Source organism: Corynebacterium sp. HMSC05D03 (assembly GCF_001807205.1).
Taxonomy (GTDB): Bacteria; Actinomycetota; Actinomycetes; order Mycobacteriales; family Mycobacteriaceae; genus Corynebacterium; species Corynebacterium aurimucosum.
This window is the reverse complement of record NZ_KV788190.1, coordinates 13098-31345: the sequence shown is the minus strand read 5'-3', so window position 1 is coordinate 31345 and position 18248 is coordinate 13098. Positions and strand designations below refer to the sequence as shown.

At 59.3% G+C, this 18248-nt stretch carries 16 protein-coding genes; 14 read left to right on the top strand and 2 right to left on the bottom strand.

The genetic code is table 11. The features are described 5' to 3' along the window. Window positions 1-28: 28 nt before the first annotated feature. The 4 genes from HMPREF3147_RS10820 to HMPREF3147_RS10805 all read left to right on the top strand — a co-directional run bounded on the left by HMPREF3147_RS10820 (window position 29) and on the right by HMPREF3147_RS10805 (window position 5371). A complete protein-coding gene (locus HMPREF3147_RS10820) occupies window positions 29-1366 on the top strand; it encodes a glutamine synthetase family protein (RefSeq protein ID WP_070447455.1) in 1338 nt (445 codons plus the stop codon). 7 nt (window positions 1367-1373) lie between these two features. After that, window positions 1374-4433, top strand: a complete 3060-nt coding sequence (locus HMPREF3147_RS10815; RefSeq protein WP_070447446.1) for a bifunctional [glutamine synthetase] adenylyltransferase/[glutamine synthetase]-adenylyl-L-tyrosine phosphorylase — start codon at window positions 1374-1376, stop codon at window positions 4431-4433. A 154-nt stretch (window positions 4434-4587) separates the two neighbouring features. Further along, entirely contained in the window at window positions 4588-4905 is a 318-nt protein-coding gene (locus tag HMPREF3147_RS10810; RefSeq protein WP_070447443.1) for a hypothetical protein, read from the top strand. A gap of 34 nt (window positions 4906-4939) precedes the next feature. Then, the gene (locus HMPREF3147_RS10805) at window positions 4940-5371 is read left to right on the top strand and encodes a hypothetical protein (protein WP_236659246.1); all 432 of its coding nucleotides are present in this window, start codon (window positions 4940-4942) and stop codon (window positions 5369-5371) included. Window positions 5372-5682: 311 nt separating this feature from the next. Here the strand turns inward: HMPREF3147_RS10805 and HMPREF3147_RS10800 are convergent, their stop codons facing one another. Continuing rightward, entirely contained in the window at window positions 5683-6984 is a 1302-nt protein-coding gene (locus tag HMPREF3147_RS10800) for an MFS transporter (RefSeq protein WP_070447437.1), read from the bottom strand. A 38-nt stretch (window positions 6985-7022) separates the two neighbouring features. Here HMPREF3147_RS10800 and thrC point away from each other — a divergent pair, with 38 nt between their 5' ends. From thrC to HMPREF3147_RS10780, 5 genes are all read left to right on the top strand, one after another. Continuing rightward, a complete protein-coding gene (gene thrC / locus HMPREF3147_RS10795; protein WP_070447434.1) occupies window positions 7023-8468 on the top strand; it encodes a threonine synthase in 1446 nt (481 codons plus the stop codon). A gap of 4 nt (window positions 8469-8472) precedes the next feature. Beyond that, the gene (locus HMPREF3147_RS12880; RefSeq protein WP_168160911.1) at window positions 8473-8625 is read left to right on the top strand and encodes a hypothetical protein; all 153 of its coding nucleotides are present in this window, start codon (window positions 8473-8475) and stop codon (window positions 8623-8625) included. Continuing rightward, window positions 8618-9466 (top strand): trypsin-like serine protease, encoded by an 849-nt coding sequence (locus HMPREF3147_RS10790; protein ID WP_246815777.1) that lies wholly within the window; start codon window positions 8618-8620, stop codon window positions 9464-9466. The genes HMPREF3147_RS12880 and HMPREF3147_RS10790 overlap by 8 nt, the downstream gene beginning before the upstream one ends. A gap of 18 nt (window positions 9467-9484) precedes the next feature. Further along, complete coding sequence (locus HMPREF3147_RS10785; RefSeq protein WP_010190620.1) at window positions 9485-10015, top strand: NUDIX hydrolase; 531 nt, start codon at window positions 9485-9487, stop codon at window positions 10013-10015. Between the two features lie 128 nt (window positions 10016-10143). Beyond that, window positions 10144-10725 (top strand): META domain-containing protein, encoded by a 582-nt coding sequence (locus tag HMPREF3147_RS10780; RefSeq protein WP_246815776.1) that lies wholly within the window; start codon window positions 10144-10146, stop codon window positions 10723-10725. A 35-nt stretch (window positions 10726-10760) separates the two neighbouring features. Here the strand turns inward: HMPREF3147_RS10780 and HMPREF3147_RS10775 are convergent, their stop codons facing one another. Continuing rightward, window positions 10761-11729, bottom strand: coding sequence for a TDT family transporter (locus tag HMPREF3147_RS10775; protein ID WP_083276495.1), 969 nt, complete (start codon window positions 11727-11729; stop codon window positions 10761-10763). Between the two features lie 718 nt (window positions 11730-12447). Between HMPREF3147_RS10775 and HMPREF3147_RS10765 the strand changes: the two genes are divergently transcribed. The 5 genes from HMPREF3147_RS10765 to HMPREF3147_RS10745 are packed head-to-tail and all read left to right on the top strand — an operon-like array spanning window position 12448 to window position 18137. Next, entirely contained in the window at window positions 12448-14298 is a 1851-nt protein-coding gene (locus tag HMPREF3147_RS10765; protein WP_070447426.1) for an HtaA domain-containing protein, read from the top strand. A gap of 10 nt (window positions 14299-14308) precedes the next feature. Then, on the top strand, window positions 14309-15355 hold the full coding sequence (locus HMPREF3147_RS10760; RefSeq protein ID WP_070447541.1) for a heme/hemin ABC transporter substrate-binding protein: 1047 nt from the start codon (window positions 14309-14311) through the stop codon (window positions 15353-15355). Further along, entirely contained in the window at window positions 15336-16379 is a 1044-nt protein-coding gene (locus HMPREF3147_RS10755) for a FecCD family ABC transporter permease (RefSeq protein WP_070447423.1), read from the top strand. Before HMPREF3147_RS10760 ends, HMPREF3147_RS10755 begins: the two co-directional genes overlap by 20 nt. Continuing rightward, window positions 16379-17173: an ABC transporter ATP-binding protein gene (locus HMPREF3147_RS10750; protein ID WP_070447420.1), complete on the top strand. Its 795-nt coding sequence runs from the start codon at window positions 16379-16381 to the stop codon at window positions 17171-17173. Before HMPREF3147_RS10755 ends, HMPREF3147_RS10750 begins: the two co-directional genes overlap by 1 nt. Then, window positions 17166-18137 carry an HtaA domain-containing protein gene (locus tag HMPREF3147_RS10745; protein WP_070447417.1) on the top strand — a complete coding sequence of 324 codons (972 nt, stop codon included), beginning with the start codon at window positions 17166-17168 and terminating at the stop codon, window positions 18135-18137. Before HMPREF3147_RS10750 ends, HMPREF3147_RS10745 begins: the two co-directional genes overlap by 8 nt. The last annotated feature ends 111 nt before the right edge of the window (window positions 18138-18248 follow it).

Here is an 18248-nt window from a genome sequence, read left to right as displayed (position 1 = left end):
TTCGGCGCGCGGCGGTAGGGTTTAAAGCATGAACAGCCAACACGAATTCGTCCTTCGTACAGTTGAAGAACGCGATATCCGCTTCATTCGCCTCTGGTTCACTGACATCTTGGGGGCGCTGAAATCGGTGGTAATGAGCCCCTCAGAGTTGGAATCCGCCTTCGAGGAAGGTGTTGGCTTCGACGGCTCTTCCGTGGAAGGGTTCTCCCGCATTTCGGAGGCGGACACCATCGCAATGCCGGACCCTTCAACTTTCCAGATCATGCCCTTTGACAAGGAGGAACCCGAGCTCCTTTCGGCGCGCATGTTCTGCGACATTACCCAGCCCGATGGGCAACCTTCCTTGGTGGACCCGCGTCACATCTTGCGCCGTCAGGTCACCGAGGCGGCCAATGAAGGATTCACGTGTAAAGCTTCTCCTGAGATTGAGTTTTATCTCCTTGAAGACGCCCGCGATATCAACAAGCTCATTGCCACTGATAACGGAGGCTATTTCGACCAAGCCACGCATGATAACGCCCCGAGCTTCCGGCGCCGGTCAATGTACGCGTTGGAATCAATGGGCATCGCCACGGAGTTCAGCCACCATGAGACCTCACCTGGCCAGCAGGAGATCGACCTCCGCCATGCTGACGTGTTGTCCATGGCGGACCACATCATGACCTTCCGCTACCTCATCAAAGAGGTTGCCTCCCAGCAAGGTGTGCACGCGACGTTCATGCCCAAGCCTTTCGAGGACCGCTCAGGCTCGGGCATGCATACGCACTTGAGCCTTTTTGAGGGAGATTCCAACGCCTTCCATGACCCCGATGATGAGATTTCGCTGTCCAGCACAGGACGGCAGTTCATCGCCGGCATTCTTGAACACGCAGTGGAGATGACGGCCATCACCAACCAGTGGACTAACTCCTATAAGCGCCTGATGTTTGGCAGCGAGGCTCCAGGGTCAGTGACGTGGGGAATCTCTAATCGTTCTGCGCTGGTGCGAGTTCCCACCTACCGCCTTTCCAAGGAAATGTCGCGCCGAGTTGAAATCCGCTCGCTGGATTCAGCGATGAACCCTTACCTGGGTTACGCGGTGCTCCTTGCCGCTGGTTTGCGCGGAATCAGAGAAGGCTATGAGCTAGGGGATCCGGCCGAGGATGACGTCCACCAGCTGACCCGCCGCGAGCGCCGCGCGATGGGGTACAAGGATTTGCCGAGCAGCCTGGATCAAGCTCTCCGTGAATTCGAGCGCTCCGAGTTTATGGCGGAGGTCCTCGGTGAACACGTCTTTGAGTACTTCCTGCGCTCAAAGTGGGATGAGTGGCACGAATACCAGCAGCAGATCACCGCATTCGAATTGCGCAACAACCTGAATTTCTAGGAGAAGTATGCGTCCAGCATCAGTACCGTCCCCAGCTACTCTTGGTCTGACCCGGCCAACTGCTGCGGAGGATCTATCCCGCCTCGGGTGGGATAATCCGGAGTCCCTAGAACTGTTGTGGACACTGGCCGGAGCAGGCGATCCCGATATGGCCCTCAACACGTTGATGAGGATCGTCGAGGGGGCGCCTGAGATTGGCCCGGCGATGCGCGAGGACGAAACATTCCGGGTGCGGCTCATCGCCCTGCTGGGCGGCTCTTCGGCATTCGGTGATCATCTCGCTGCACACCCAGAAACCTGGCACGAGCTGCAGCGGGCGCTGCCGACTCCTACCGAAATGCTGCACACGCTGCTCACAGAGGTCGGGGCGGAACCTGCGACATACGTTGAGCAACCAGACCAGCCTGACACCGCGAGCCCCGACCTGACGTCTCCCGGCACCTACCGGGCAGCACCGGGGGACCACAAAGCATCACTCAAAGTGGCCTACCGAACGCTGATGATGCGCATTGCCGCCCATGACCTCGCAGGTACATTTCACTCGCGAAAGGGCCAGTCACGCCCCCAGCCGCGAGTTGGTTTCCGGGAGGTCACTAGGCTGACCACAGCCCTCGCAGATGCCGCCTTGACGGCAGCACTCGCCGGCGCGGTCCGGGTGGTCTATGGGGATGAAGCACTCGATGCGCAGCTGGCCGTCATCGCGATGGGCAAGTGCGGCGCGGGCGAATTGAACTACATCTCCGATGTGGACGTGGTCTTCGTAGGCTCCGAGGCGACACCACGGATCACCCGCCTAGCGTCGGAGTTCAACCGGATTGGCTCGGCCTGCTTCTTCGAGGTTGACGCCAACCTGCGCCCGGAAGGTAAATCCGGTGCCTTGGTTCGAACGCTGGATTCACACGTGGCCTATTACAAGCGGTGGGCAGAAACCTGGGAGTTCCAAGCGCTGCTGAAGGCACGGCCGCAAACCGGCTATCTGCCCTTAGGCACGGACTACCTGGAACAGATCGGGCCGATGGTGTGGACGGCGGCGCAGCGGGAGTCCTTCGTGGAAGACGTTCAAGCTATGCGCCGCCGCGTGCTGGATAATGTCCCCGAAAAGATGCGCCTTCGAGAGCTCAAGCTGGGGGAGGGCGGCCTGCGTGACGTGGAGTTCGCCGTCCAGTTGCTGCAGTTGGTGCATGGGCGCTCGGATGAATCGCTGCGCACACTCGCTACGGTTGATGCACTGGCAGCGCTCGTGCGCGCCGGGTATGTCGGACGTGAAGACGGCACCCAGCTCATCGAGGCCTACGAGTTTCTGCGTTTGCTCGAGCACCGCCTCCAGTTGGAGCGTTTCCGCCGTACCCACACTTTGCCGGAGAAGGACGACAACAAGGCGCTCACGTGGCTGGCCATCAATTCAGGCTTTCACCCACAGGGGCATCAGTCGGCAGCGGACCAGATGAATACCCAGCTGCGGAAGATTCGCCTGCTTATCTCTGAGCTCCACTCGCGCTTGTTCTACCGCCCACTGCTCAATTCCGTGGCCTCGATGTCGGCGGATGAACTCAAGCTCTCCCGCGAAGCCGCGCTCTTGCAGCTGGCGGCACTGGGCTATCGCCACCCAGACCGAGCTTTTGAGCACCTCACCTCCCTCGCCGCGGGGCAATCGCGCAAGGCACGCATCCAGGCCATTCTGCTGCCGACGCTGATGGAGTGGCTCTCCAATACCGCTGACCCAGATATGGGCCTACTGAATTACCGCAAGCTTTCTGAGGCAGCTTATGACCGGACGTGGTTTTTGCGCATGCTTCGTGACGAAGGCGTTGTCGGCCAACGCCTCATGAAGATTCTGGGCACCTCGCCCTTCACGGCGGAGCTCATCATTCGCGCCCCGGACGTCGTCAAGCAGCTCTCCGATGGCGCGGCAGGGCCCAAGCTGCTGGAAACCAAGCCCGAGCAAGTGTCTTCCGCCTTGATTAATTCCACCAAGCGCCACGCGGACCCAGACAAGGCAGTATCGGTTGCCAGATCCCTTCGCCGCGCAGAGCTAGCGCGGATTGCCGCTGCTGATTTATTGGGCTTCTTGCCGGTTCAACAAGTGTGTTTTGAACTGTCCACCATCTGGAATGCTGTGTTGGAAGCCGCGCTGCGCGCCGAGGTCAGGGCGTGGAGGCTGAGCCATGAGGATGCCGAACCACCAGCCCGCATCGCCGTGATTGGCATGGGGCGGCTCGGTGGTATGGAGCTGGGCTTTGGTTCAGATGCCGATGTCATCGTGGTGGCGGAGCCAACAGGAGATAATGCCGAAGAAGAAGCTCTGCCATGGGCCATCGGCATCATTGAGAAACTGCGTCGCCGTCTGGCAAAGCCTTCCGGGGATCCGCCCTTGGACGTGGACTTGGGCCTGCGGCCAGAGGGGCGCTCGGGAGCGGTCGTGCGCTCGATCGAATCCTATGAGCGCTATTACTCGCAGTGGGGTGAGCCTTGGGAGATGCAGGCTTTGCTCCGCGCGGCCTTCGTGGCAGGAGATGAGGAAGTCGGTTCACGTTTCCTCACCATGGTGGATGCCTTCCGCTATCCGCCGAAGGGCGTGAGTGAGAAGACGATTCGTGATATCCGCCGAATGAAGGCGCGTGTTGATAACGAACGCCTCCCGCGCGGTGCTGACCGCAATACCCACACCAAGCTGGGGCGCGGCGGGCTAACGGATATCGAATGGACCGTTCAGCTGCTCCAGATGATGCACGCCCACGAGGTTCCGGCGCTGCATGATCCGTCCACGCTGCGGGTGCTCGATGCCCTCGAGGACAATGAGGTTATCCCTGTCGAGCAAGTGCAGGAGTTGCGGGAGGCTTGGCTCTTGGCCACCGATGCCCGCAATGCGCTCGTGCTGGTGCGCGGCAAGCGCGTGGACCAGCTTCCGGCACCGGGCCCGCAGCTGGCGCAGGTGGCCGGCGCGGCCGGGTGGGAGCCCGAGCGTAATCAGCAATTCCTGGAGCATTACCTCAAAGTGACCAGGCACGCGCGGAAGATAGTGGATGAGGTGTTCTGGGGTGAAGCAGAATCCTTCGAGCATGACTAGCAGAAGGCAGTTGCTCCGCCCCTGACCCGCACCCTGAGCTCACCCGGATCTTTCCCTGACTTTGGAGCAAGCCCCTGTTCTATCAGGTGATCAGCCGATAGCCTTAGGTGGCAGTGAACAGTCATTATCCCCGCGCCGCACAAAGGAGCACACCATGAGCCTGAACCTGTCCCTCGACCTCAACGATGCCACTCTTGCTGATCTCGATGCCTTCCTCTCCGCTGCCCGCGCGGCTGGGTGCGACCCCGCCGCTGCGCTGAGCGTGGAGGGGACGGTGATGCGGTTGGACGTCGACAAGCCGCGCGTTGTCTCGACTGAGCCGAAGCCTGAGGGCACGCGCCGCAACAGCCTGGATCGCTCCGTGGCGGAGTCCACCATCCGCTCCATCATCGATGCGCTGTCCGAGCGCCTCGATTCGCCGCACCCGCCCCATGGAAATTCTTTTGGTACCTTTGGTCCCCGCGCGGATTAAGCCGCGAATGTGAGAGAAGTCTAAAATTGTGGCCGTGAAGTCCAAGCAGATTATCGCCGTATGGGTCCTCGTGGTGGTGGCAGTCATCACCGCCGTCGGCGCGGGCTGGTGGGCTACGGAGCGGTACCAAGTGCCGGAGGGGGCATTGACGGTGGAGCAGGTGGTCGACGGCGGCGTCCCACAAGATCCGTCGGTAGGCGCCGAGCTTGACCCGGCTGAAAAGGATCGCATTGTCTCACTGGCGGAAGCACTGGGGATTCCATCGGAGTCAGTGCCACGCGGACTTCTGTCGGTGGCGTCGGATAGGTACCGCTCCCGTCAGATGCTTGAGGCTGATTTGGAGAAGGCCGTCGAGGCAGGCGCCATCACGAAAGATGATGCGAAAGGTGTCCTCGCCGCCTTCGATGCCGGTGTTGTCGCCCCGGTGGAAGGTCCGATCTACGTAGAGTCGACCCCCGCAGAATAAGTCTGCCCGCCACTCTCGTTGAGTGCGCTGCCATGGAGCCCACAGGGACTGGCAGGTGATGCGCAGTCAATGAGGATTTGCCTTGCAGCCGTAGCTCTTAAGCTCACACGCACAGATAACGAAACGATAAAGGTTGGTGCGTTGAGGTGGAGAAACGACGAAAATTACGCGAGCTGCTCAGGACCGCAGTGGGGGTGAGCATCGCCGTTCTCGTCCCCATCGGCGGCGGGATCGGGGTCTTTGAAGTGGCCAATGGGCTGCCCCTTGAGGCGCCGTTGAGCGCCTTGGCCTTTCAGTAATTCAGCCCTTTACTAACCCACTTGCACGATTCTGGCGTGCGGCCCTTCCTCCCCGCCCCGGCTGCGCAGGATGTGGGTGATGAGAACACCCACGATGCCAATGCACCACACGCCAAAGACAGCCCAGGCAGCAAGCCGGAAGTCATAGAAGGGATAGTCCGGCCCATTGCCCAAGTGATCGAGAACCATGCCGACGAGCTGGGCGCCGATGACCGTGGCAATGAAGCCGCCCATGTTTCCCAGACCCGTCGCCGTCGCGACGACGCGGCGATCCAGGTTTTCACGGACAATGTCGAATCCATAATTTGCCACCGGTGTGCACAGGGACACCACGCTGATGAGGATGAACAGTGAGAGGTAGCTGCCGCCAAAGAGGAAGAACAGGACCCACACCGCGCAGTGGATAGCCACAAACCCCAAGGCCAGCCAGGGACGGAAACCCCGAGCTCGGGAGGATAACCGGCCGTGCAAGGGACCAACCAGCACCATGCACACGCTAAACCACGTCAGGACCCAGCCGGCGCTAGTCTTAGAAAAATCCATGCCCGCGGTCATCAGGGGCACTCCCCACAGCATGACAAACACGTTGGTGGCCCCCAGACCAATCCAGTGAATGAAGAATGCCTGCCAGGCTACGGGGGAGAGGAAAACGGTAGATAACAGTGCGGCAGTGCTCTCCGGCTTCGCGTTCGGTTTTTCCTTTGGCTTGGGCACGATGCCGAGTGATTCTGGGGAATCCGCAACCGCCACCGCGGCCGCAACGGCGATGAGAATGCCCACCGCACCCAAGGTAACGAAGGCCATGGTCCACCCGCCCCAGCCCAGCAGAATGGCAAAAGGCAAGGCAGACATGAACTGACCCAGCTGCCCCAGCGACGAGGTGACCTGGGTGAACATGGGGGTCCGGTGCAGCGGGAACCAATAGGGCAGGATGCGCATCACGGAGAGGAAGGCGGTGGCATCGCCCGCGCCAATGAGCAGCCGGGCGGCGATGGCTACCCAATAATTACTGGTGAAACCGAGGACCACCTGGCCTATGCCCATGATGACGGAGCCAATGACCAGCAAGCGGCGGGGTCCGAACCTATCAATGAGCATGCCCGTAGGGATCTGTGCCAGTGAATAAATACCCAGCTGCACAGAGGTGAAAACAGCAATGCGGGAGGCATCGACGTCGAAGCGATCGATGGCTTCAAGCCCCGCTACGCCAAAAGATGTGCGGCCGGTAATTGCCACGATGTAGACCAACACCGCAGCTACCCACACGGAGAGAGCCTTAGTGGTAATTACATTGCGAGGATGAGGGACCGACATGGCTGATACTTTACGCGGCACCAACTAAGATGCAGGGGGTGAAGTACATTTCGACCCGCGATACCGACCGCCAGCCCGCCTCCTTTACGGATATCCTCCTCGGCGGTCTGGCCCCCGATGGCGGCCTCTACCTGCCGGAAACTTACCCCCGCATCGATGACGCCACTCTGACTAACTGGCGCCAGACCTTGGCGGAGGGTGGCTACGCGGCCTTGGCCGCCGAAGTGCTCAAGCTTTTTGTGGATGATATTCCCGGAGAAGACCTCGAAGGAATTGCCCAGCGCGCCTACACTTACCCCAAGTTTGACCACGAGGAGATCGTCCCCGTCAGCGAACTGGGGGAGGGCCTTTACATTGGCCACCTCTCTGAGGGGCCGACGGCCGCCTTCAAGGACATGGCCATGCAGATGTTGGGCGAGCTCTTCGAATACGAGCTGGCCCGTCGCGGCGAAACCCTCAATATTCTGGGCGCTACCTCTGGCGATACCGGTTCCTCGGCGGAGTACGCCATGCGCGGGCGCAAGGGCATCCGTGTCTTCATGCTGACCCCGGCTGGGCGCATGACTCCCTTCCAGCAGGCCCAGATGTTCGGCCTGGATGATCCGAATATCTGCAATATCGCCCTCGATGGCGTGTTTGATGATTGCCAGGACGTGGTCAAGGCGGTCTCGGCCGATGCCAACTTCAAGGCAGAGAACCGCATCGGCGCGGTCAACTCCATTAACTGGGCTCGCCTCATGGCGCAGGTGGTCTACTACATCAATTGCTACCTCAAGATCACCACGGAAAACACCGAGAAGGTCTCCTTCAGCGTCCCGACTGGCAACTTTGGGGATATCTGCGCCGGCCACATCGCCCGCCAGATGGGCCTGCCCATCGACAAACTCATCGTCGCGACCAATGAAAACGACGTGCTCGATGAGTTCTTCCGCACCGGCAGCTACCGCCCGCGTTCCTCGGAGCAGACGTACAAAACCTCCTCGCCGTCGATGGATATTTCCCGCGCCTCCAACTTTGAGCGCTTCGCTTTTGATCTGCTGGGCCGCGATGCCGCACAGATTAAGGAGCTTTTCGGGACAAAGGTGAAGGAAGGCGGGTTTAACGTCGACAAGCAGGCGCTCGACGCCGCCCACGCGGAGTACGGTTTCTTGTCCGGTTCCTCCACCCACGCGGACCGCCTCGCCACCATTAAGGATGTCCACGAGCGCTACGACGTGCTGGTGGATCCGCACACGGCCGACGGCATCAAGGTTGCCCGCGCGGTACAGGAAGAGTATGGGGTCGATACCCCAATCATCTGTCTGGAGACCGCCCTGCCGGTGAAGTTTGCGGAGACCATCAAGGAAGCCATTGGCAGCGAGCCGGAGGTGCCGGAGCGTTTCGCCGAAATCCTTGAAGCCGAGCGTCACGTCACCGACCTGCCAAACGATGCCGCGGCGGTGAAGGATTACATCACGCAGTACATCAAGAGCACGGAGGTTTAAGCCCATGGCACAGGAACAGTTCTCGGGCCCGGAGTATTTCACCGAATTTGACCCAGAAAAGTTCATCCGTGACATGAAGCAGGTCGCGGAGATGGAGAAGGAAAATAAGGAGAATAAGGCGAACGCGGGTGAGGCTGCACCAGAAGAGGATGCCTAGGTTTCTCCTGCTTGGGGCATTCAGCACAGCAGCTCTGGCGACGGCTGGGTGCACGGTGCACACGGGCGTTGAGCCCGTTCCCGAGGCCGCCTCGAACACCTCCGAGAACGCCACTATTGAGCCGCCCCCGCCGCAAACACACACTCCGGGTGCGTCTCCGGTGCCGCCGGGGGCAGCATTGGATATCTCTAGCATGCAGCCCGTTCCCGGCGAAGCCTTCGACTTCAACCTCTGCACAGTGGCATGGAGCTTTGTGCTTGACGACGGCCGCACCATCGCCGTTACCGCCTCCCACTGCGGTGAGCCCGGGGATACGGTGTGGGCGGGTGCCGCGGACGGGGAATTTATATACCCGGCCGAGCCCGTTGGCAGCATCATCTACTCCGACCTCAGCGCACCGGACACGCACCAGCTTGATTTCGCCTTGGTGGAGATAACGCGGCAGGCTGAGTTCTATGTTCCCCAGGACATGCCCACCAGCGTGGTCGCGGCCGAGCAGGAGGAACTTCCCGATGAGGTGTGCAAGCTGGGGCGCATCACCGGTCAGACCTGCGGCCCGCTCACACACGGAGAGGGGAACGGGAAACTCCAGTTTGGTGAGCGCACTGTGGATACTATCTCTGCGCGCGCCCACGTCTGCTCCACACACGGTGATTCCGGCGCACCGGTCTTTGGCGCGCCGGGCAGCCCCTATGAAGGCGTGATTGTGGGAGTTCTGTCCGGTACGACGGAAGCGGCCGCGGGTAGTGAGAGTTGTGCTCACGGCTCGGAGGCAGAGATGTCTTTTACTCCCGCCTCTGACATTGAGGCGCTCCTGCCGGAGATTCTGGCGCAGCTCTAAGACGCTAAGATAAAGCCCATGCCCACTCCTGATTATATTGTGTCCCTGCGTGAGAAAATCGGCCACGAGCAGCTCTTTTTACCCGGCGTGACCGCGGTTATTGTGCGGGCCGTGCCTACCGGCTCCGCGATCTGGGAGCTGCCATCGGTCCTGCTTGCTCAGCGTGCCGATACTGGTGCGTGGGGTCCTATCTCCGGTATCTGTGAGCCAGGTGAGGAGATTACGGCGACCGCACTGCGTGAAGTTAAAGAAGAGATTGGTCTTGACGGGCGCATCGAAGCGCTTCTTGGGGTGGGGCAGGTGGGCCCCGTGGTCTACCCCAATGGGGACAAATGCATGTTCATGGATACCGCCATTCGCGTTTCCGTGCCGGATGATGCGGAGCCGGTGGTCTCCGACGAAGAGAACCTTGACGCGCAGTGGTTCTCCGTGGCGCAGATGCCGACGTCCGTCAGTGCCCGCCACCGCATGATCATCGGGGATGCAGTGGCGCAGATGAAGCACCCGCAGGGCTTCCGCCCGCGGATGGGCTACGTTAAGCGCACTTAAACCCCAGCGCAGTGCCGTTTTCTGAGGAGCTTGCCTGTGGGTTTAGAGTGTTGGAGTTGCCGTAAAATATCATCAGAAACGCATGATATGGGTTGATGCTGCCGGTGATGCTCGATAGCTTCGGGGCCATGATTTCACGCACACTGAAGAAAGTAACCACTGCAACCGCGTTCGTCGCTCTCGCCGGCGGCGTCCTGGGTGCCGGTACCGCCGGTGCGCAAGAGATGTCCTCCGTCGACTCCGTGAAGAACAGCCAGATTCAGGAGCTGAGCTCGCGTCTGTTCGGTGACTCCTTCTCCTCCTCCAAGGATTCGGAAGCACCGGAAGGCTCTGGCTTGATTGAGAAGTACGAAGACGTTGACGGCCTGCAGGAGAAGCTGCCGGCTGACGAGGCCCAGAAGGTTCTCAACGGTACTTTCACCGCAAAGAAGAACCCGGATATCTCCGTGACCTTCAATGAGGATGGCACGCTGAACTTCAACGATGGCTGCAATTCCGGTGGTGGTAGCTACACGCTGGATCAGACCGATGCCATCGTGGTGGAGAACCTGAATTCTACGATGCGTGCCTGCGGCCCGGATGAGATGGCTGATGCCGATGCGCTCAACGCCATCCTCTCCGCCAAGCCAGTGGTCATCCCCGTAGAGGGCAATACCTTTGCGCTGGGCAGCCAGGGCCAGGTCATTCAGTTTGAGAAGACCGAGAACTAAGGCTTCCTAAGCATCCAGATTTTCGCGTGGCGGGGCTAGTCCGAGACTGGGCTGGCCCCGCTTCGCTGTGCGCGCCGGCCTTCGATGAGCCAGCTAATGAAGCGGCAGGAGCAGGCAGACCAGTGCGTGATGAGGAGTACCGGGATGCTGAGCGCGATGAGGTCTAGGAGCTCAGAGCCATTCACCAGCGCTACCTGGTGCCCGCCCATACTGACCGTTCCCGGCGGAAAGGTGCACGCCCACCACGCGGGCGAGTAGTCCACCCAGCGAGCCACGTTGGGGTAGAAGGTGACCATGGCATAGAGCGCGAGGGGAATGGCGATCACCATGGCGGTCAGCCCGTAATAGACAGAGAAAGTGCCGGGGTAGAGAATCTGCATCGCGGTGGTGGATTGGCCCACCACGCCCAGCGGAACCCAGGCCGTCGCGGAGTTGGCGCCGGTGAGATTGACCTTGCCCTGCCAGGCGGCCCAGTACACGCGGATGAAGATGGGGACCGCCGTAGAAAGCGACATGACAAAAAGAACCGTGCCCATGACGTGGTATGCATGGCCATAGTCCAAGGCGAGGAAGCCGGCTACGGAGGAGGAAATCATGGGGCCGACCAGCGGCAGGCCCCAGGTAAACCGCGGCTGGCCGTCGAAGCGGGTGAGCTGAATAGCCCAGGTGATGACGGTGACGGGGCCGCCTATCCAAAAGCCCACTAGACGGAATGTTCCGATATCCGTCAAACCCGACAGTGCTGCGCCGAGCGCCAGGATGCCGATGAAGTACATGGACCATTCCGCCATGGAGGTCCGGGCAAAGCTGGGCTGGCGGTAGACCGCGAAACCTACTGTCAGCACGAGGAGGATGACGCAGGACAGTGCTGCGAAGATAGCAGAACCTGTTAGCATGCCTTCCTCAACGAGCAGCCGGGAGACGATGGAGGTGCCCATGAGGCTGCCGCCCCACGCGGGGCCGGGCGGTGGCAGTTGGCGGAATTTCTCAGTCACAGCTGGCATGGTAGCTGCATCCACCAACTACTGTCCTATTGCTGTGCTGAACTTTGCGGAATCGGTCTCTTGTGGGGTGGGCAACCTGCCCGTATATGCCTGCTAGCTTTGAGGATCGGGCTCGCGGGGTTACGGAAGCTTGGGTTTGTTATAGGTTTGAGTCAGGTCCTTCAGGCACATCCGCGCGTCGGGCCTGTATAGCCGGCATGTACCACGTTACAACGGCTGCCAGGATAGCCACTGCGGAAGCGCTCCATGTGAGAAACTCATCTGGGGTAAACCACCATGCGGTTACAGCGAGTACACCGAGCACGAGCCATAAAGCGGGGATAAGGGGGCTAGGGTTTTCCGCCCATGGTTCTTGGGGGAACCGGCTACGCGCTTCGGTACGGATGCGCCGGGGAGTTTTTCGGGAAAGCGCCCAAACGCAGCCGACAACAAACACCAGCCCTGCGCCAGCGATGAGTAGGTCTCCCTTCACTCCGCCGAACATGAAAACGCCGACGGCGAATGCTAAAGCCACGCGTTCCGACAAGGTAGGGGGGAACTTTTGGGTCGGATCTACGTCTGGGTAGATGCTCCTGAAGATAGCTGTGTGGGGGTGGCTGTGCATGCTGTTTTCTCCCGTTTGGTTGATTTGTTGACAAACCTGTTACTTTAGGCCAGGATTACCTAACCAAGGTAAGCCTAGCCTATAGCTTTATCTGGATGAAACAAGGTTCTCAACATGATTCGCAATCTCTGGCGCTCAGCATGCGGTGTGATAATCGCAGCTCCCCTCGCTCTCGGTGCCGTTCCATTTTTTAACACTGTCCCAGTAGCCCACGCAGAGACTTCCTGCACGTGGAACTGGGGGATCAAGCAATCCTTCCGAAGCTACATCAAGGGCAATATCGCCCGCGGCGGCTGGGGCGCCAGCGGTATCGGCTTTAGCGGTGATGAAAAAGGCAACGGTGCGTTTGTGTTCCAAGCCGGCGCGCCCACGGCCTCTGGCGGTACAGTCACCATCCCGTTCCAAGGCACGCTGAACTTCACAGGACATGACGGGGTTCTCGACATGACAATGTCGGACTTCAAGGTCATTGCTTCCGGTGACCAAGCAAAAGTGACGGTTGACTACGTTTCTTATGAACTGAACCGAAGCAACTACACCCGCGGGGCCCAGATTCAAGGCGACGATGAGGTCATCGCCACCATTAATCTGCAGGAGCCTGTCAAAGACAACGGCTCGGCAGTGAACCTGGCAGGAACCACGTCCCTTAGTGCCGGGGGAGTCAAGCTTTTCACGGGCTTCTATGAGCAGGGTGAAAAACTCGATCCTTCCTCAGGCACCATTGCGTTGGATGGATCCTGCTCTGGTTCTGGCGGCTCAGGCGGCAATGGATCTGGCTCGAAACGGAAGCTGAACTCTATTACCGGCACCTTTACGGGCTTCAACAAGGAAGCCATGGCTATTTTGTCCGAAACCAATGACACCATGAACGGTATCACCACGTTTATGGGCAATACTCAGGCTTTCTTGGATGAGTTGGACTCATTCAAGAAGCGGGGCGACACCAACTCGGCGGCTTCCGGAGCGTCGGCTAGCGCATCATCTGGAACCTCCACCACTGGTAGCACCACTACTTCGGGCCTCAGCGGCAACGACCTTCCAGAAACAGTGGCAGCTGGCAGCGGAAACAGTAGTGGAGCATCAACAGCTGGCGCGTCGAACTCCGGCGCTACGGGTGCGACGGGCTCGGCGGACTCTTCGTCTGGAGCATCCGGTGCAGCCAACGAAACCTGCCAAGCCACCGGTGTGACCCAAGCTACGGCGCAGTGGGGAGTGAAGAAGTCATTCCAGTCCTATATCACCGGCTCCATTGCGCAAGGAAAATGGGAACTCTCGGGAGTCGGATACAGCAATAGTAGATTCCAGTTTTCCGGCAACTCAGGCGCAGTTAAGGACGGCGCGGGTTCCGTGCGCTACGGCGGAAGCATCCAGTTCACCGGCCACCACGGCAAGCTCGACCTCAATATTGCGAACCTAGAAATCTCCTTCAACGGTAAAACCGGAAAACTAATCGGCGACGTGCGCTCCTCCAACATGGAAGGCGAGAAGAAGGACTTCGGACGCACCGCCATCGCCGACTTGAATTTCACGTCTCTGGATGTGGGAACAGATGCCGTATCGGGTGAAGCAACAGTATCCCTGACTGACGTTGGCTCCAAGGCATTCGCCGAATTCTATGAGCCTGGAACCCAGCTCGATCCGCTAAGTTTCAACGCCAGCCTGGGCGGAAACGCTGATTGCAACGACGCTAACGGCAGCACTAGCAGCGGAGGCTCGTCCAGCGCGGGAGATAGTGCCGGCTCTGGGGCGAAGAGCAACGGTGGCGTCAATTCCGACGCTGTGGAAAACGCACTAGCCAGTGACTCCTCGCAGGGCTATGAAGATGGCTCAAAGAAATTCCAGATCAAGTCCGCGAGCTCCGCGAACGGCACCACAGATGACCCAGTTACCTACCTCCTCCTGTTCATCGCCGGGCTCATTATCGCCGGAGGCTCCACCAGCCGCCTCATTATGAACAACTCCTAGAAAGATGGCCGTGAAACTACTCCTACGTTTCCTTATCCCGCTTCTGTGCATCGTGGGCTTGACTGCCTGTGGCGTGCAAGGAAGCTATACAGACCAGCTACCGGACCCGCAGGACCTCTCCGACCCGCGCTCCTTCGAAGGTGTTACCGAGGTCAGTGACTTCGCCGATATCGAGCCCGTAAGCTCTAAAGTCCAGCCTGCACTTCCAGTGGAACTTACTGACGCCGATGGTTATGACGTCACCGTCACGGACGTCTCGCGGATTCTAGCGCTGGATATTTACGGGACCTATACCAAAACGCTGAGCGGTTTGGGGCTCGCGGACAATATCGTTGGTCGCACCGTCTCTTCCACTGAGCCGAATCTGGCGGACCGTCCCGTCGTGACTGAAGGCGGCCACAATATCAATGTTGAAGCAGTTCTAGAGCTTAATCCGACGCTCGTTATCGTGGACCACTCCATTGGGCCCCGTGATGCGATCGATCAGATCCGTGAAGCAGGTGTGACAACTGTGGTCATGGAACCGCAGCGGACCATTGACTCGGTGGGCGAAGACATCATCACGCTGGGTGACACCCTGGGGCTCCCAGATGAAGCACGCAAGCTGGCGGAGCGCTCCATCAAGGAAATTGATGAGTCGAAGGAAGCCATTAAGACCATTGCCCCTGAGGAACCAATGCGTATGGCCTTCCTCTACGCCCGTGGAAACGGCGGCGTGTTCTTCATCATGGGGGAGGGGACCGGTGCCCAGGACCTCATCGAAGGAATTGGAGGAGTCGACCTCGCTGCGGAGAACCACCTTTCTTATGCCGAACCTGCTAATGCAGAAGCGCTGGCCCGCATCAACCCGGAGGTCATCATCATGATGACCGATGGATTGAAATCCACAGGGGGAATTGACGGTCTGCTGGAACGCCCTGGTGTGGCTCAGACCATCGCTGGCCAAAAGCAGCGCATCGTCACCATCCCCGACGGTCAATCCTTGGCCTTCGGCCCTATGACCGGTCAGACGTTGGTCAAACTCGCAAAGGCTGTCTATGACCCAGATAATGCATAGCGACGTCTTCACACGGCGCCGTACTCAGCGGATATCAGTTTTCATACTTTTAGCAGTGCTTGCTGTTCTAGCAGGGCTCATCTCGATCGTCCTCGGACAGTACTACATCTCGCTTTCGGATCTGTTCCCGATTCTCGCTTTTGGGCCGAGCCAAGAGTCCCTCACAGCCAGCGTGGTCTGGAGTATTCGCCTACCGCGGTTAGTTCTGGGGCTACTCGTAGGTGCTGCTCTAGGCGTCGCGGGCACATTGATGCAAGCCATCTTTGCCAATCCTTTGGCGGAGCCATCCATCATCGGTGTGACCTCCGGTGCAGGTGTGGGGGCGGCTGTAGCGATCGTCTTCAACCTCACCTTCGCGGGAACTTTCACTGCGCCAGCGTTGGCTTTCTTAAGTGCGTTACTAGTTACCTTCATCATCTACCAGCTTGCACGCCACAATGGCCGCGTCACGGTGGTTAACCTGATCCTCACGGGTATCGCCATTAATGCCGTGTGCAATGCCATCATCTCCTTCATGGTGTACCTAGCACCGACCGCCAACCGGGAAGCCATCATTTTCTGGCAGATGGGTTCCTTCAACGGCTCCCAGTGGAAGCACGTATGGGTAGTTCTTCCCGTCGTCCTCGTTGGTCTTGCGGTAGCCCTGTGTTTAGGAAGGCAGCTTGACATTCTTGCGCTGGGCGAACGCGCCGCTGCACACACTGGAGTAGATGTGCCTATGTTGCGCATAGTGGCAATTGTGACATCCGCAGTGCTTACCGCAGCGGCTGTCTCCTTCGCTGGTCTCATCGGCTTTGTCGGGCTCATCGTTCCCCATTTGTTGCGCAGCATCGTGGGACCGCAAAACCATATCCTTATTCCTGCATCCGCCCTAGGCGGCGCGGTGCTCATCGGCTTTGCGGATGTGGCAGCACGAACCTTGATTCCCTTTGCAGACCTCCCAATCGGTATTTTTACCGCTCTCGTTGGTGGACCGACCTTCTTTGTCTTGTTGCGGCGCATGATGCGAAAGGGGGTGCACTGATGCTGAGCGTAGACAACCTCACTGTCCACGTGGATGGACATACCCTCGTTGACAGCGTGACCTTTAAAGCCCAACCAGGCGAGGTTACCGGTCTGATTGGCCCGAATGGTGCAGGGAAGTCAACGGTCCTCGGTGCGGTCGCGGGTGATATCGACTTCTCCGGTGAAATTCGCATCGGTGGTCTGTCGCCTAAAGCCCCACCCCGTGAGCTTGCACGTCAACGTGCGGTGATGCTTCAGGATGTCGCGGTGTCCTTCGAATTTCTGGTACGCGATGTCGTAGCGATGGGGCGACGCCCGTGGGGCGGAACGCCCCAGGCCAAACTCGACGATCAGTTTATCGAAGCCGCCCTCGAAACAGCGGGCGTTGCTCATCTTGCAGGAAGAGATATCAGCACGCTTTCCGGTGGTGAACGCGCGCGGGTGGCCTTTGCACGTGTCCTTGCGCAGAATGCACCGATAGTTCTGTTGGATGAACCGACAGCGGCCCTCGACATCCGCCACCAAGAACAGCTCCTGGGCTCTGTAAAAGCCCTGTCCCGTGAGGCAGGAGTAACCGCAGTTGTGGTGCTCCATGACCTGAACGCGGCAGCTGCATATTGCGATCACATCGTGTGCGTCTCATGCGGGGGGATCGCAGCTCAAGGGCGCGTGGCGGAGGTTTTTACCGGCGCCACCTTGTCTGAGGTGTACGGCTGGCCAATCTCCGTCAACGAGCTGCAGGTGCAACCGCAGCGCGCCACGCCCACAATCAATCCACTTTTCTCGCATCAACTGGAGGACTTCCATGTTTAAAAAAATCCTGGTGACCGCTATCGCAGCGACGGCGATTACCGTGCCGCAGGCTACCGCGGCAGAAGCAGAATCCTGCACCATCGAATCCGGCAATTTCAATTGGGGTGTCAAGCACTCCTGGCGCTCCTACATCAAGGGACGAATTGCTAACGGTGGCTGGGAGACGACCGGAGCGGTGAAGGAAAACGGAGACCCTACGGGCGGTGATTTCACCTTCGGTTTCGAAGTCGATCCGGAAGCGTCCACAGTCTCGGTGGACGAGGCAGGAAATGTGACTGCATCGAAGATCAAGGCTAAAGATTCTTCGATTACGTTCACTGGCCACCACGGAGCACTGTACTCCAAGATGACCAACCCATTCGTGCAGACCGAAGGCGATAAGGCCCAGCTCGGCTCCGGCTACGAGGCCTACTTTGTTGAAGGCAAGCACATGACGCAGTACACCCCGGAGGACCGCGTTGAGGCCAACAAGCGCACAGGTGAAGGGGCATTCGGTCACGGTAAGGCACAGTGGAACAAGGACGGGGATACTCTCACGCTTTCGGCTTCCGACGTTATGTACGAGCGGCAGCCCGGAACGAACGATTCTGGTGACGTCGAGGGCGTTGACTTCCTGTTCATGGGTATGTACAGCCATGACTACAACCCCGAGGTGGATAGCGCGCAGCTGACCCTCAAGCTCGCCCCGGGCTGTGGCCAGAAGAAGGACAATGGCAAGGATCCGTCCGACGGGGAGAAGCCGAATCCCCAGGTTCCGTCCGAGGGGGAGAAGCCGAAGCCCCAGACGCCTTCGGAAGATAAGAACCTTAGCTCGGGTGAGAGCTCCTCTTCTAGCTCGAAGACCACCAACTTCTGGAACTACTTCCTAGGCATTGCGGCTATCGGCAGCATGATCGCAATTCTGTGGCAAGCATTTGTTAAGTCCGGTGCTTTTGACAGTGCCCGTGCCTTCTTTCAGCGATAAGCGCTAAAGCACACCGCTGACAGTTCAAGAGCGACGTAACGGGTGTGGGGTGCCGATAAGAATTGGCGCCGCACACCCACGTCGGCCTAATCCCCTTAATTTTCGATTTTG